The sequence below is a fragment of the Polaribacter sp. Asnod6-C07 genome (assembly GCF_045063625.1).
Taxonomy (GTDB): domain Bacteria; phylum Bacteroidota; class Bacteroidia; order Flavobacteriales; family Flavobacteriaceae; genus Polaribacter; species Polaribacter vadi_A.
Genome location: NZ_JBEFOF010000005.1, coordinates 1,524,114 through 1,537,842, shown reverse-complemented (window position 1 = coordinate 1,537,842; position 13,729 = coordinate 1,524,114). Strand labels below are relative to the sequence as shown.

The following is a 13,729-nucleotide window of genomic DNA, read 5'->3' as shown; positions in this document are numbered from 1 at the left end:
TTTTACTTTAGTTATTCTATTTTTGTGAACTAATATTGCTCCCTATGAATTTACATTTATACACAATAAAACACAACAATAATACTTTAATTACTTATTTATCAACAGAAATAAAATATATTTCTAGTTGGTTTATGGATTTTGGTAAATTTGGTTGTGAGGTTTTTAATAAAGAGGAAAATATCATTTATAAAATTACAAAAAAGTTTCAATTTTGGAAATGGAAAATGGTATTTAGCATAGAGAATAACAATGCTGCAATTATAGAACTGATTTCTCAAAACAATAGAAAAACCATTTATTCTATTAATATTAATGGAGTTACTTATGCAGTTAACATTCATTATAAAAAGAGAATATCTATTTATAAAAACGAAATTAAGATTGCAGAATTTGATGAATCTTTTTCTGATGAAAACTTTAAAGAATCTATAAAACTCTTATTATTAGATAAAAAGGACTTAGAAATTAGTTTTTTATTATACTCTTGTTTAAAAATTGGAGAAACAGAACAAAATAAAAAAGCCTTGCTTACAAGCCAAAAACAGTTAGAAGTTAACAAAGAACCTTGGTCTTAAAATTAAGATTTATATAAAATAGAAAAACCCCACAATTAAAAATTGTGGGGTTTTTTGATAATAAATTATTGCCTTATTATATAGGTTACTCTTTTACAGTAGTAAATTTATAATATAAGTATGTGTAAGCATCTCTAGGTATAATTGTAATCCACTTTTTGTGTTTTAAATACCATTTAAAACGAATTGAATTTACTCCTTTTGTTAAATAAGCAGCAATAAAAGGATGAATATGTAATTGTATCTTTTTATTTGTTGATTTATTACTTTCTAGTTTAAAGATAAGTTTTTCTAAATCAGCCTCTATTTTGTCTAACAAAACAATAGGAGCTTCTACTTGTCCATTTATATTTGGGTTGTCTTCGGTAGTTTTTATACTTAACTCAGGCCTAACCCTTTGTCTTGTAATTTGAACTAACCCAAATTTACTTGGAGGTAAAATTTTGTGTTTTGTTCTATCTAAAGCCATTTGATCTTTTAAGTGCTGAAACAATTTATTTCTGTTTTCAGCTTTGTGCATATCAATAAAATCAACAACAATAATACCACCCATATCACGTAATTGTAATTGACGTGCAATTTCTGTGGCTGAAATTAAATTTACCTCTAATGCAGTATCTTCTTGAGAACCAGCTTTATTAGAACGATTTCCGCTATTTACATCAATAACGTGTAAAGCCTCTGTGTGCTCTATAACTAAATAAGCGCCTTTACTCATAGAAACAGTTTTTCCAAACGATGTTTTAATCTGTCTTTCAATTCCGTATTTTTCAAAAATAGGAGTTGTAGATCTATGTAGTTTTACAATGTTTTCCTTTTCAGGATAAATTTCTTGTAAATACTCCTTAATTTCTACTTTCAAAGTCTCATCATTTGTTACAATGTTTGTAAAGGTTTCATTCATAACATCTCTTAAAATAGAAGATGCTCTGTTTAACTCACTTAAAATTTTTGTTGGTGTGTTTGTGTTAGGTATTCTTTTACACATTGTTTTCCAACGTTCTAAAGAGTTTTGTAAGTCTTTATCTAATTCTGCAACCATTTTACCTTGAGCTACAGTTCTTAAAATTACTCCAAAACCTTTAGGTTTAATACTTTTTGCCAACCTTTTTAAACGTTCTTTTTCTTTAGGATCTGCTATTTTTTGAGATACAGAAACTCTATTAGAAAAAGGGACTAAAACTAAATATCTACCAGCTATAGAAAGCTCAGAGCTTAATCTTGGTCCTTTTGTAGAAATTGGTTCTTTTACTATTTGTACTAACAAGTTTTGCCCTGTTTTTAGTACATCTTTAATACTACCGTCTTTGTTAATGTCTACTTCCTTTCGAAAGTTTTTTAAAGTGAAATCTTTATACTTACCTGTGCTTACTTTCTTAATGAACGAATTTAATGAGTTTACTTGTGCACCCAAATCATGATAATGTAAAAAACCATCTTTTGGATAGCCAACATTTACAAATGATGCATTTAAACCTGTTAACACTTTTCCTATTTTGGCTAAAAAGATATCGCCAACAGAAAATTTGTTATCAGTTGTTTCATTATTTAATTCAATAAGTTTTCCATCTCTTAATAAGGCAAAATCAATATCAGATGAATTTGAACGAATTATTAATTCTGTTTTCATACTGAACTGGTTTTAACACTGCACTTTTTTGTGCAGATGGATTAATATTGTCAGGTATTTGTAATACCATTTGAGGTTTGTGTAACCTCGATGTCAATGAACTTGTAATTCTTTTCGCTAAACTATAAACGAAAAAGTAAGCTAACGCTTACTTTTTCTTGTGTCTATTTGCTCTAGCTCTTTTCTTTCTTTTGTGTGTAGAGATTTTTGCTCTCTTTCTTTTTTTACCACTTGGCATAATGTTCTGATGTTTTTAAACCTGTTAAGGTTTAGATTAGTATTTTGTTATTTAACAGCTACTTTATTTTTTACTCCTTCTGTAAAAGTTTTAGCTGGTTTAAAAGCTGGAATATTGTGAGCTGGAATCTTAATAGTTGTATTCTTAGAAATATTTCTACCTGTTTTTTCTGCTCTTGTTTTGATAATAAAACTACCAAAACCTCTTAAATAAACATTATCTCCATTTTCTAATGCGTCCTTAACTTCAGTCATAAACGCCTCAACAGTTGCTAAAACATCTGTCTTTTCGATCCCTGATTTATCTGAAATTTTTGATACGATATCTGCTTTCGTCATGTCTCTACTTTTATTATATTTTTATTAATTTACTTTCAAAAATGCGGATGCAAATATATGATAATTAATCAATTCCAAAAATTTAAACAACTAAAATTATGTGAATTTTAAAATGTAATATTGCATTTCTATTTTTAATCGATGATTTTTTCTAACACTTTAATTTACTGGTATTTACAAAACAGCAGAGAATTGCCTTGGCGCAAAACTAAAAATCCTTATTATATTTGGTTATCAGAAATTATGTTGCAACAAACAAGAGTTGCACAAGGTTTGTCTTATTACTTAAAATTTACCTCCACTTTTCCTACAGTTTTCGACCTTGCAAAAGCAGAAGAAAGCACTGTTTTAAAAATGTGGCAAGGTTTAGGGTATTACTCTAGAGCAAGAAATTTACATTTTACTGCAAAACAAATTGCGAGTGATTTTAATGGCGAGTTTCCATCAACATTTAAAGAGATTATAAAATTAAAAGGAATAGGCGATTATACAGCATCAGCAATTGCTTCTATTTGTTTTGATGAACCAACAGCAGTTGTAGATGGTAATGTGTATCGTGTTTTATCTAGATATTTTGGTATTGACACTCCTATTAATTCATCTGCAGGTATAAAAGAGTTCAAAAAATTAGCACAAACGTTAATAGACGAAACACAACCAGGTACATTTAATCAAGCTATTATGGATTTTGGTGCTATACAATGTAAACCTAAAAAACCATTGTGTATGTTTTGTCCTTTTGCTGATGGTTGTGTTGCACTTCAAAAAAACTTGATAGAAACTTTGCCTGTAAAAGAGAAAAAAGTAAAAGTTAGAAATCGTTATTTTAATTTTTTGGTGATAAAAACAAATGATAACAAAACGATTCTGTCAGAAAGAAAAGGAAAAGGTATTTGGCAGGGCTTGTATCAATTCCCATTAGTTGAAAGCGATAAAAACATCAACAAAAATGAATTGATTTCTTCTGATGAATTTGTAGCACTTTTTCCTAATGAAACAACAATTTCACTGTTCAATAAAAAGGAGATTGTTCATAAATTATCTCATCAACATTTACATACACAATTCTGGATTGTAGAAACAGCTACTTCATCCGAAGCAAAAATAAATTGGTCTGATATAGAAAAATATCCTGTACCTGTATTAATCGCTAATTTTTTAAAAGAGTATCAACCTAAAAAGTAATCGATGTTAACTTATTTTAAGATTTATTTTTTGAGTTTTTAGTATATTTACATAAATATTAGTCATGAATGTAGAAGCAAAAAGAGACGAGCTCGCTAAATGGATTAATAATCTAGATGAAAAGATGCTCAATAAAATTGATGAACTTAAAAAAAGTTCATTAAATGAATTTGTTATTTATACTGCTGATGGAAAAGGTTTAACAAAAAAACAATACAAAGCGCATTTAAACAAAATTAGCGAAAGCGTTGAGGCTGGAGAAAAAACATATACTTCTGAAGAAGTCAGAAATTATGTTTTAAATAGATAATGAAAGTTTTCTGGTCTTCTAAATCTATGCAATCTTTAGCTAAAATCTATGATTATATTTATGAAGATAGCCCAAAAAACGCAAAACACGTTTTTGATTCTTTACTAGAATTAGGAGATTCTTTAAAAGATGAACGTTTTGATTTTTCTAGAGAACTAATTATAGATGATGACAAGTATCGATTTATTCCTAAATGGAGTTATAAAATAATCTACGAAAGAAAAACTAATAAAGTAATCATTATTGATGTGTTTAACAGTAAACAAAATCCTGATAAACTATCTAAAATATTTTAAAATTAAGCTATGGCAGCAGGTACAATAAACAAAGTAATTTTAATTGGTAATTTAGGTGATGAAGTAAAAATGCATTATTTTGATGATCAAAATTGTGTAGGTCGTTTTCCTATTGCAACATCAGAAAGTTATACCAATAAACAAACTGGAGAAAAAATTACAAATACAGATTGGCATAATATTGTAGTTAGAAATGGCTTGGCTAAAGTTTGCGAAAAATACCTTAGTAAAGGTGATAAAGTTTATGTTGAGGGTAAATTAAAAAACCGTCAGTGGGAGCAAGATGGCATAAAACGCTATTCTACTGAAGTGCATGTAAACGAAATGACAATGTTATCTACCAAAAACAATAGTGCTAACGCTAATAATCCTCAGCAAAACCAACAACCTTCTGCTCCAGAAACTAAAACTGTTGCACCAGAAGAAAATGACGATTTACCTTTTTAATTAATCAAAATATTTAAATTTTGGACCCAGATCCTGAACCTTTATTACTCTTAATATTTACTTCTATAGATTTTATTGTAGGTCTAAATATTCTTGCATTAATTTTTCTTTTTATTAGTTCTGCATTAATTTCAGGCACAGAAGTTGCTTTTTTCTCTCTTTCACAAACAGATTTAGATTCGCTTTCTAACGAAGGCAAAGAACAAAACATAATTGTAGATTTATTAGATAAACCTAGAAAATTATTGGCAACAATTTTAATTACCAACAATTTTATAAATATTTTAATTGTACTCTTATTTGCCTCTTTAGCAGAAACAATATTTGCTGATTTTGATTATCAATTAAACCTAATTTTATTCGAAGTTCCTGTTCGTTTTTTAATAGAAATTGTTTTAGTAACTTTTTTAATTCTCTTGTTTGGTGAGGTTTTACCAAAAGTTTATGCGTCTAGAAATGCATTGAAATTTTCTAAATTAATGGCAAAATTCATTAATGGAGTAAATGTAATTTTAACACCTTTTAGCTTACCATTAATTACATTAACTAAGTTTATAGAAAAGAAATTAGGTAATAAAAATTCTAATTTTTCAGTAGAAACTTTATCGCAAGCTTTAGAACTTACTTCAGAAGGTGCAACTACAAAAGATGAACAGAAAATTTTAGAAGGAATCGTAAATTTTGGTAATACAGAAACTGTGCAAATTATGAAACCAAGAATAGATATTTTTGCACTTTCTGATGAAGAATCTTACGAAGTTGTCTTAAATAAAATTCTTGAAAACGGTTATTCTAGAAACCCTGTTTATAAAGAAAACATCGATAATATAGTTGGTGTTTTATATGCTAAAGATCTATTAGCACACTTAAATAAGAATACTTTTAAATGGCAAGATTTAGTTCGTGAAGCTTTTTTTGTGCCAGAAAATAAAAAACTAGACGATTTGTTAGATGATTTTAGAGACCGTAAAAATCATTTAGCAATTGTGGTTGATGAATATGGAGGTACAAGTGGTTTAGTTACCTTAGAAGATGTTATTGAAGAGATTGTAGGCGATATAAATGATGAGTTTGATGATGATGATTTACAATATTCTAAAATAGATGAAAACAATTATATCTTTGAAGGTAAAACTACAATTAAAGACTTTTGTAGAGTTTTAGATGATGAAGACGAAGAAATTTTTGAAGAAGAAAAAGGCGAAAGTGAAACATTAGCTGGCTTTATTTTAGAAATATCTGGTAAATTTCCAAGAAAAGGAGAGAAAATAAACTTCAAGAATTATACGTTTACCATAGAAGCGTTAGATAAAAAACGCATTAAACAAGTAAAAGCAACCAGAAATGCGTAAAATCTCTTTTCTCTTTTCTCTCATCTTTATTCTCTTTATTTCTTGTAATGATGATGTTTTACCAAAACCTAAAGCATATTTAAGTTTAGAATACCCTGCTAAAGATTATGAAAAGCTATCCGTTTCTAGACCTTATTCTTTTGATGTTTTAAAAAGTACAACCATATTTGATGATAAAAACAATTGGTTAAAAATAAAATATCCAGATTTAAAAGCCTCTATTGATATTACCTACAGACCTGTAAAAAACAACATAAAAGAATTACTTACAGAAGCTGAAAAATTAGTTTTTAAACACGCTGTAAAAGCAGAACAAATAATACCAAAAGATTTTATAAACCCAGAAAAAAGAACTTTTGGCAGCTTATACGAAATTACAGGAAATGCAGCTTCTCACCTACAGTTTCACGTAACAGATAGTACCAATCATTTTATAAAAGGATCTTTGTATTTCTACGCAAAACCAAATTACGATTCAATTTTACCAGCAGTTGCTTACATTAAAGAAGATATTTTAAAATTAGTAGAAAGTTTGGAGTGGGAATAAAGCCCTTCCTAACCTTATCAAAGGGAAAGGATTCCAATCTTTGTAAAAGTCTTAGTTTATATATTTATCTCTATTTTGGTTGATTTTCGAGAAATCTCAAGTCTATTCTCTTTTGTCTAAAATTTTAAACAATCTCCATTTTTTGCAACAAAAAAGAAGCATTCATGTTTTTACAAACACCGTTTTTTAAGGTGTAATCGAAATGCAATTCATCATTAATTATTTCTGCATCAAAATAGTAGTTTTTAATATCAGTAAACTCATTTTCTAATTCGCACAAACTAACATCGTGTGTTGCTATAATTCCTGTAGATTTCGATTTTGATAATTTTTCAACAAACTTTTTAGAGCCAATTGCCTTATCTTTACTATTGGTTCCTTTTAAAATTTCATCTAAAATAATAAAATATTTTTCTGTTTTAATTTGATCTACAATAAACTTTAAACGTTTCAATTCAGAATAAAAATACGATTCATCATCTGTTAAAGAATCAGAAGTTCGCATACTTGTAATTAATTTTATAGGATGATATTTAAAATGTTCTGCACAAACTGGCAAGCCACAATTTGCCATAACAATAGACAAAGAGACCGTTCTTAAAAAAGTACTTTTACCAGCCATATTTGCACCAGTTATAATAAAAAATTGCTCATCATCAATAAAAAAATCATTATCAACTCTTTTATTAGCATTTAATAATGGATGCCCTAAATTTGTAGATTTTATAATCTCTTTTTCTGATGAAATTTCTGGAAACACAAATTTTGGATGATTGAATTTAAAGTTTGCTAATGAATTTTGAGCATCAAAATAAGCAACAACCTCAAACCAATTTTCTACTGTGTGTTTGTAGTTCGCAATCCATTTTTCTACTTTACAAGCATTTAAAATATCCCAAAGAAAAAGTCCGTTTCCAAAAACAGCAATTACAATATTGTTTCGATTATCAAAAGCATCTAAAATTTTAGAAAATTCTTTAAATATTGTTGATGCTTTTTTGTTTTCTGATTGAATAATTGCTTGTTTCTCTACTAGGTTTTTAGCAGTAAAACTTTCGTTCTCAATTTCATTTAATAATTGATGATATTGCTTAAAAGTTTCTCTGGCTTTATCAGTTTCTACATATAAATTATTCGTTTTTTTTAGAAACATAGCAGTAATAAAAAGTCCGATAAAAAACCAAGCAGTTAAGTAAGAAAAAGATAAAAATCCGAAAGAAATTAAACCCAATAACAGTAAAGAAATTACAGAAAACCCAATTTGTATTTTAGCTAAATAATTAGGAAAAACTGAAGTGTAATTCCCTAACCAATTTACAATTGATTTCGAAGTGTTTTTTACAGTTACCAAACTTGCCAAAGCAGAAAAATGTTGTCTCCATTTTACTTTTTCAGAAAGCTCATTAATAGTATGTTGCTTGGCTATAATAGCATCAATATTATTATCTGTAAAAAGGTTTGCTAATGCTTTTTTACCATCAAAAGTAGCAGTTCTGTTTGCATACTGAAAAAAAGAACCTCTATCAAATAAATCGATATCATTACTATAAAAATGTGATGGATCTATAAATTCTTTACCTGTTTCTAATTGATAAAAATTGCCATTTAAAACATTAATTTCTGTTTTATTGATCTCTATTTTTTGATCAACAATTGCCTTTTCTCTTTTTAGGTTGATGTATTTTATCACCAAAAAAGAAAAGAGTGAAACACCTAAAAAAGCAATGATAAAAACATCTGGATATTTGCCAAAAGTAAGATAAACCAAAAAGGCTGTAACTAAAAAAACAACCAATCTAAAAACACCTAAATTAATAAGTTTTGTTTTAAGTTTAGAAGCTTCATGTTCTAGTTCTTCTTTTTGTTGATTATAAAATTCTAAAGGATTTTTCATTCTTAATTTCTTTCTAAAAATTTAATTTTTAAATTTCCGGCTAAATCTCTACCATAAATAACTGCATTATCAATTTTATCAAAAGCAGCAATTTTATACCTGTTATTTCTTTCATCCCAAATATTAACTTCGCATTCTTTTCTAGAATTTAAAAAAGTAGATACTCTATCTAATTTCCTAAGATTTTTCCAAGAGCCATAACCTATTGGTCCAACATAATAAAACTTTCTGTATTTCATCTCTTTAAAATTAAAATGATGAGAAACTGAAACAGAAAAAGGCAAAGCAAAGCCAATTATATAGATTTCTAACTCTAGTATATGCAAAAAAGAGATTACGTAACTTTCGGAAAAGGAAAATGGTTTTCTAATAAAAAAAAGAGCTAAAACATAAATTGCTGCAGCATAAAAAACAGAAGACAAAATCCGATTAAAAAGAGATCTTTTACCAAAAGAAATAATAACATTTTTATTCTCCATAAGATGAAATACCACCTGTTAAACTCAACACTTCTAATTTTGGATACTTCTTTTTTAACCTTTCTGTAGCTCTATAACTGTTAAAACCTCTTTGACAAACCATAACATAGGTTTTATTAAAATCTACTTCTATTTTATCTGCATCAAATTTATTAATATGAATGGTCTGATTAACAGTAAAAGGCAATTTTAAATTATTTAAAACCGCAATAATTTCCAGGTTTTCACTACCTAATTTTTCTTTTAAGGTTGATGGTGATATTTGCCAATCAGGATTTTGACCAGAACAAGCAGCATCTACATAAGTCTGAACTTTAAATAATTTGGCAATTTTATCCTTTATAGTTGATGCTTTTAGTTTCATTTTCAATTGTGTGTTTTGCAGCGAATTGTAAATTAACAACTCATTTGTTAGTGGTTTTCCAATTCCTGTTATCAATTTTAAAACTTCATTTACTTGCGTAGTCGCAATTATGCCAACAATAGCATTTAAAGTTCCTGCTTCTTCGCAATTTGGTATATCTGTTGCCATTTCAGGAAAAGCATCTCTTAAATTTGCAGAATAAGTTCCATCTTTTTGCAACACATTAAAAGTAGCTACATAACCATCAAACTTATACAAAGAACCATAGACTAAAGGTTTGTTTTTAATGACACAAGCATCATTTAACAAGTATTTTGTGGGTAAAGAATCTGTACCATCAACTATAATATCTGCGTTTTCTATCAACTCAAAAACATTATCTTTTGTTATAGGTTTGTTTGTAAAATTAACTTCTGTAAAAGGTGCTCTTTTTTTAATAAATTCTGATAAAACTTTTGCTTTTGGTTGATTTACATCTTCTAAAGAATAAAAAACTTGCCTGTGCAGATTTGTAATATCAACAGTATCAAAATCTACCAAATGTATTCTTCCTATTCCACTTGATGCCAAATAAACTGCAATCGGACTTCCTAAACCTCCACAACCCACTACCAAAACAGATGCGTTTTGTAGTTTTTGTTGCCCAATTTCACCAATTTCTGATAAAGTAATTTGACGTTTAAAAAGTTGATTTTTTAACATTCTAATTTAAGTATCTTACCAATTATAATTTTGTTCCTTTTATTAATAAACTAGAGCTAATAGACTCTTGTTTAAGATGTAAAAAGTCATTTCTTTTTTTATCTTTTGTAAAGTTTAAAAAATCATTTTCAGTATTAAAAGATAAAAAGTGAATTTCATAAGGTAGTTTTTCTTGAGCAGAAATAAAAGATTCTTTATTTGGTCTTAGTCTATAAATTAGTTTTCCATTATAATCTTCTAAAATTGGAAGTGACAACTTTTCAAATTGATGAAAAACTTCTTCTTTACCTTCTTTAACAAAAATCATTAGTGTAAAATACAACATGTTTACTTTTTTTGAATCTCACTTTTAGCAGCTTCAAACTCTTCTGGAGTATTTATATTTCTAATAAAATCGTCATCAATTTCTACAATTTTTACATCAGAATTGATTAACATTTTTCTAGGACAAGAATAACCTTGTGCTAAATATTGCAATAAAATTGGATATGCTTTTGGCTCATAAATAGTAATCAAAGGTTCTACAAATTGCTTCCCTTTTCCCTTTATTGCTGTAGCAGTTTTACTTGGGTTTCTATGTTTTAAAACTAATTGAATGATTTCTTCATTTACAAAAGGAACATCTGTTGCCAACACAAACCAAGCTGAATTCGGGTCTTTTTGAAAAGCAGAACAGATGCCTCCAAAAGGTCCTAGGTTTAAGAATTTATCTGATATTTCATTTTCATTGCTACCTTCTTGAACTGAATAAAAAGTTTCTAAATTATTATTCTCTAACAATTCTTTAGCTGTTTCTTTTTGAGGTTTTCCAAAATAATTGAGTTCAGCTTTATCTGTACCCATTCTTGTACTTTTTCCGCCAACCAAAATCAAACCTTTAACAGGTGCAATTTTTTCTTGAATTAAATTATTAATATGATTTGCAATTTCATCAACTTCATCAATTGTATAACAAGTAATATTCTTTATCTGCGGATATTTCTCTACTAAAAAGTCAAAATATTTAGTTTCTGATTTTAATTTTACCACAAACTGAATGCGATCTAACTGCTCTAATCTTTTTAACACAGAAGCTTCTTTAGCTTCATCTAAAATTAAAATTTGTTTTGCTCCTTGATAATGATTTCCGTTGATAAAAACATAATCAAACTGCGCAAAATCTAATCTCTGTTGAAATTTATTGATGTTACCAGAAGTTGTAATCTGCAAATTTCCTTGATGATGAAAAACATATTCAGATAATTTATTCTCCTCAACATTTTTTGCGTGTGAAGCATCAAAATACGCTAAATTATAATCAGATAATTTTTGAGAAACTTTTGTTACTAAATCAGAAATATTATTACAATTTGTACCTAGAATAGCAATTTCATTAGGAGCAAAATTATCGTTATTTCTTCTTTCTAAATTTGTGTGTTTACTGTGTTTTTTAACCATTTTTAATATCAGATTTTCCTCCTGTTTTTTCTAATAATTTCACTTCTTTAATCACCATTTTTTGACTGATACTTTTGCACATATCATAAATGGTTAAACAAGTAATATTTGCACCTGTTAACGCTTCCATTTCTACACCAGTTTTACCAGTTATCGTAACTTCACAAAGAACTTCAATATTTTCTAAATCGATAATTTCAATATCAACATCTACTCCATTAATTAATAAAGGATGACACATAGGTATCAATTCTGATGTTTTTTTAACACCTTGAATTCCGGCAATAATTGCCGTTTGAAAAACAGGTCCTTTTTTGGTAATTAACTCATCATTTGTAAAATGAGCAATCACTTCTTTGCCTAAAAACATTGTTGCTTTTGCAATGGCAGTTCTTTTGGTAATTTTCTTATCAGAAACATTTACCATTTTAGGATTTCCTTTTTGGTTGATGTGTGTAAAGTTGCTCATTAGTCACTAAATATAATTGTAAATAATATGATTAATAAAATTAAAACTATTTCTGCAATCCATATTTTCTTTAAGTTAAAAATGTTTTTTAATATCAATTGTTCAATTATCAATATAATTAAATTTACAATTAAAGCAAATAGGGATATTGCTCCTGCTAAAGCCATTCCTCCATTATTCTCAACTAATAAATAATAAAAAGCTCCACAAAAAAATAAAGGAACTAGGATGATTGATAAAAATAAGACTGGTGTTTTCTTTAGATTTAATTTCATCTATATCTAATTACAGAAAAACTCTCTCCTTTTTTAAACTCTATTTTATCATTTGGTAATTGAATAAAAGCATCCGTATTTACCAAACTTGCTAAATCTCCAGAACCATTTCCTTTAATTGGAGTTGCAACTAAATGTCCGAATTTATAATCTAATTGTACTTGTAAAAAGTAAGTTAAATTAGGTTTAAAAGTTACATCTGCATTTAAAATTGCAGTTTCTTCTTTGGTTTCTAATCCAACAGATTTATGATACCAAGTATAAAAATATGCTAGACAATTTACAAAAGTTGAAATCGGGTTTCCTGGAAAACCGAAGATATTACAATCACTCGTTTTTCCGTAGAAAAAAGGTTTTCCTGGTCTTTGAGTTACTTTATGAAACAATTTTTCTACTCCTAATTCCTCAAATACTTCTGGCAAAAAATCGTATTTACCTTTACTAACTGCTCCACTAAAAAGCAAAACATCATATTCTTGTAAATACGCTTCAATTTTAGATTTTAAAATTGGTTTATCATCTGTAATATGAGCAGTTTCTGAAGAAATATGTAATCTTTCTAACAATGAAACCAATGTAAAAACATTGCTTCTTCTAATTTGATGTTCTAACGGAATTTCATCTACGCCAACCAATTCATCACCTGTAGAAACAATCATCACTTTTGGTAGTTTTGCAACTTTTACAAACGATTTTCCAACGGTTGTTAAAACACCTATTTCTGCAGCTGAAATAATTTTATTTTCTTTAATTAAAACATCACCAACTTTACCATCTTTTCCTTTATCATGAACGTTTTGTTTATCTTTTATAACATCAACATTAATAGTTGCAACTCCATTTTTGATAGTTACATCTTCATAACGAATTACAGTATTACAATTATTTGGCAAAACAGCACCTGTCATTACTTCAATACAATTCTCAGCATTTTGCATAGATAATTGCTTACTTCCTGCAGCTTGAATTTCTTCTACTTTAAAATCTCTTTGTCCTTTTTTAAAAAACGAATAATTGATTGCAATTCCATCCATAGAAACTCTATTAAATGGCGGAAAATCTCTGTCAGCCCTAATTTCTTCTTTTAAAATTCTACCTACAGATTTTATAAACGGAATTTCTTCAACTCCAAAATTTTGGGTTGAGTTTAAAATAATATTTTTTGCTTCTTTAACTGAAATCATTGAT

At 27.9% G+C, this 13,729-nt stretch carries 17 protein-coding genes; 7 read left to right on the top strand and 10 right to left on the bottom strand.

Features of this window, described 5'->3' with window-relative positions; translation table 11 throughout:
- Positions 1–44 precede the first annotated feature (44 nt).
- Entirely contained in the window at positions 45–578 is a 534-nt protein-coding gene (locus tag ACJJVK_RS06520) for a hypothetical protein (protein WP_215994070.1), read from the top strand.
- A gap of 85 nt (positions 579–663) precedes the next feature.
- Here ACJJVK_RS06520 and ACJJVK_RS06515 read toward each other — a convergent pair whose 3' ends face one another.
- On the bottom strand, positions 664–2,208 hold the full coding sequence (locus ACJJVK_RS06515; protein WP_215994069.1) for an Rne/Rng family ribonuclease: 1,545 nt from the start codon (positions 2,206–2,208) through the stop codon (positions 664–666).
- Positions 2,209–2,493: 285 nt separating this feature from the next.
- Entirely contained in the window at positions 2,494–2,784 is a 291-nt protein-coding gene (locus tag ACJJVK_RS06510) for an HU family DNA-binding protein (protein WP_015481675.1), read from the bottom strand.
- A gap of 141 nt (positions 2,785–2,925) precedes the next feature.
- Here ACJJVK_RS06510 and mutY point away from each other — a divergent pair, with 141 nt between their 5' ends.
- From mutY to gldD, 6 genes are all read left to right on the top strand, one after another.
- On the top strand, positions 2,926–3,969 hold the full coding sequence (gene mutY, locus ACJJVK_RS06505; protein ID WP_405564353.1) for an A/G-specific adenine glycosylase: 1,044 nt from the start codon (positions 2,926–2,928) through the stop codon (positions 3,967–3,969).
- 64 nt (positions 3,970–4,033) lie between these two features.
- The gene (locus tag ACJJVK_RS06500) at positions 4,034–4,279 is read left to right on the top strand and encodes a hypothetical protein (protein ID WP_215994067.1); all 246 of its coding nucleotides are present in this window, start codon (positions 4,034–4,036) and stop codon (positions 4,277–4,279) included.
- Complete coding sequence (locus ACJJVK_RS06495) at positions 4,279–4,575, top strand: type II toxin-antitoxin system RelE/ParE family toxin (RefSeq protein ID WP_215994066.1); 297 nt, start codon at positions 4,279–4,281, stop codon at positions 4,573–4,575. The genes ACJJVK_RS06500 and ACJJVK_RS06495 overlap by 1 nt, the downstream gene beginning before the upstream one ends.
- A 9-nt stretch (positions 4,576–4,584) precedes the next feature.
- Positions 4,585–5,022, top strand: coding sequence for a single-stranded DNA-binding protein (locus ACJJVK_RS06490; RefSeq protein WP_405564348.1), 438 nt, complete (start codon positions 4,585–4,587; stop codon positions 5,020–5,022).
- Positions 5,023–5,042: 20 nt separating this feature from the next.
- Entirely contained in the window at positions 5,043–6,374 is a 1,332-nt protein-coding gene (gene gldE / locus ACJJVK_RS06485; RefSeq protein WP_405564345.1) for a gliding motility-associated protein GldE, read from the top strand.
- Positions 6,367–6,921 carry a gliding motility lipoprotein GldD gene (gene gldD / locus ACJJVK_RS06480; protein WP_405564342.1) on the top strand — a complete coding sequence of 185 codons (555 nt, stop codon included), beginning with the start codon at positions 6,367–6,369 and terminating at the stop codon, positions 6,919–6,921. Before gldE ends, gldD begins: the two co-directional genes overlap by 8 nt.
- A 124-nt stretch (positions 6,922–7,045) precedes the next feature.
- Here gldD and ACJJVK_RS06475 read toward each other — a convergent pair whose 3' ends face one another.
- From ACJJVK_RS06475 to ACJJVK_RS06440, 8 genes are read right to left on the bottom strand one after another with little or no spacing between them, the layout of a single operon-like run.
- Positions 7,046–8,815 (bottom strand): MutS-related protein, encoded by a 1,770-nt coding sequence (locus tag ACJJVK_RS06475; protein WP_405564340.1) that lies wholly within the window; start codon positions 8,813–8,815, stop codon positions 7,046–7,048.
- Between the two features lie 2 nt (positions 8,816–8,817).
- On the bottom strand, positions 8,818–9,294 hold the full coding sequence (locus tag ACJJVK_RS06470; RefSeq protein ID WP_405564337.1) for a hypothetical protein: 477 nt from the start codon (positions 9,292–9,294) through the stop codon (positions 8,818–8,820).
- Positions 9,284–10,360 (bottom strand): HesA/MoeB/ThiF family protein, encoded by a 1,077-nt coding sequence (locus ACJJVK_RS06465; protein WP_405564335.1) that lies wholly within the window; start codon positions 10,358–10,360, stop codon positions 9,284–9,286. Before ACJJVK_RS06465 ends, ACJJVK_RS06470 begins: the two co-directional genes overlap by 11 nt.
- A gap of 22 nt (positions 10,361–10,382) precedes the next feature.
- On the bottom strand, positions 10,383–10,685 hold the full coding sequence (locus ACJJVK_RS06460; RefSeq protein ID WP_405564332.1) for a hypothetical protein: 303 nt from the start codon (positions 10,683–10,685) through the stop codon (positions 10,383–10,385).
- A 2-nt stretch (positions 10,686–10,687) separates the two neighbouring features.
- On the bottom strand, positions 10,688–11,797 hold the full coding sequence (locus ACJJVK_RS06455; protein WP_405564330.1) for an NTP transferase domain-containing protein: 1,110 nt from the start codon (positions 11,795–11,797) through the stop codon (positions 10,688–10,690).
- Entirely contained in the window at positions 11,790–12,266 is a 477-nt protein-coding gene (moaC, locus tag ACJJVK_RS06450; RefSeq protein WP_405564328.1) for a cyclic pyranopterin monophosphate synthase MoaC, read from the bottom strand. Before moaC ends, ACJJVK_RS06455 begins: the two co-directional genes overlap by 8 nt.
- Positions 12,266–12,541 (bottom strand): hypothetical protein, encoded by a 276-nt coding sequence (locus tag ACJJVK_RS06445; RefSeq protein WP_405564325.1) that lies wholly within the window; start codon positions 12,539–12,541, stop codon positions 12,266–12,268. The genes moaC and ACJJVK_RS06445 overlap by 1 nt, the downstream gene beginning before the upstream one ends.
- Entirely contained in the window at positions 12,538–13,725 is a 1,188-nt protein-coding gene (locus tag ACJJVK_RS06440) for a molybdopterin molybdotransferase MoeA (RefSeq protein WP_405564323.1), read from the bottom strand. The genes ACJJVK_RS06445 and ACJJVK_RS06440 overlap by 4 nt, the downstream gene beginning before the upstream one ends.
- Positions 13,726–13,729 lie beyond the last annotated feature (4 nt).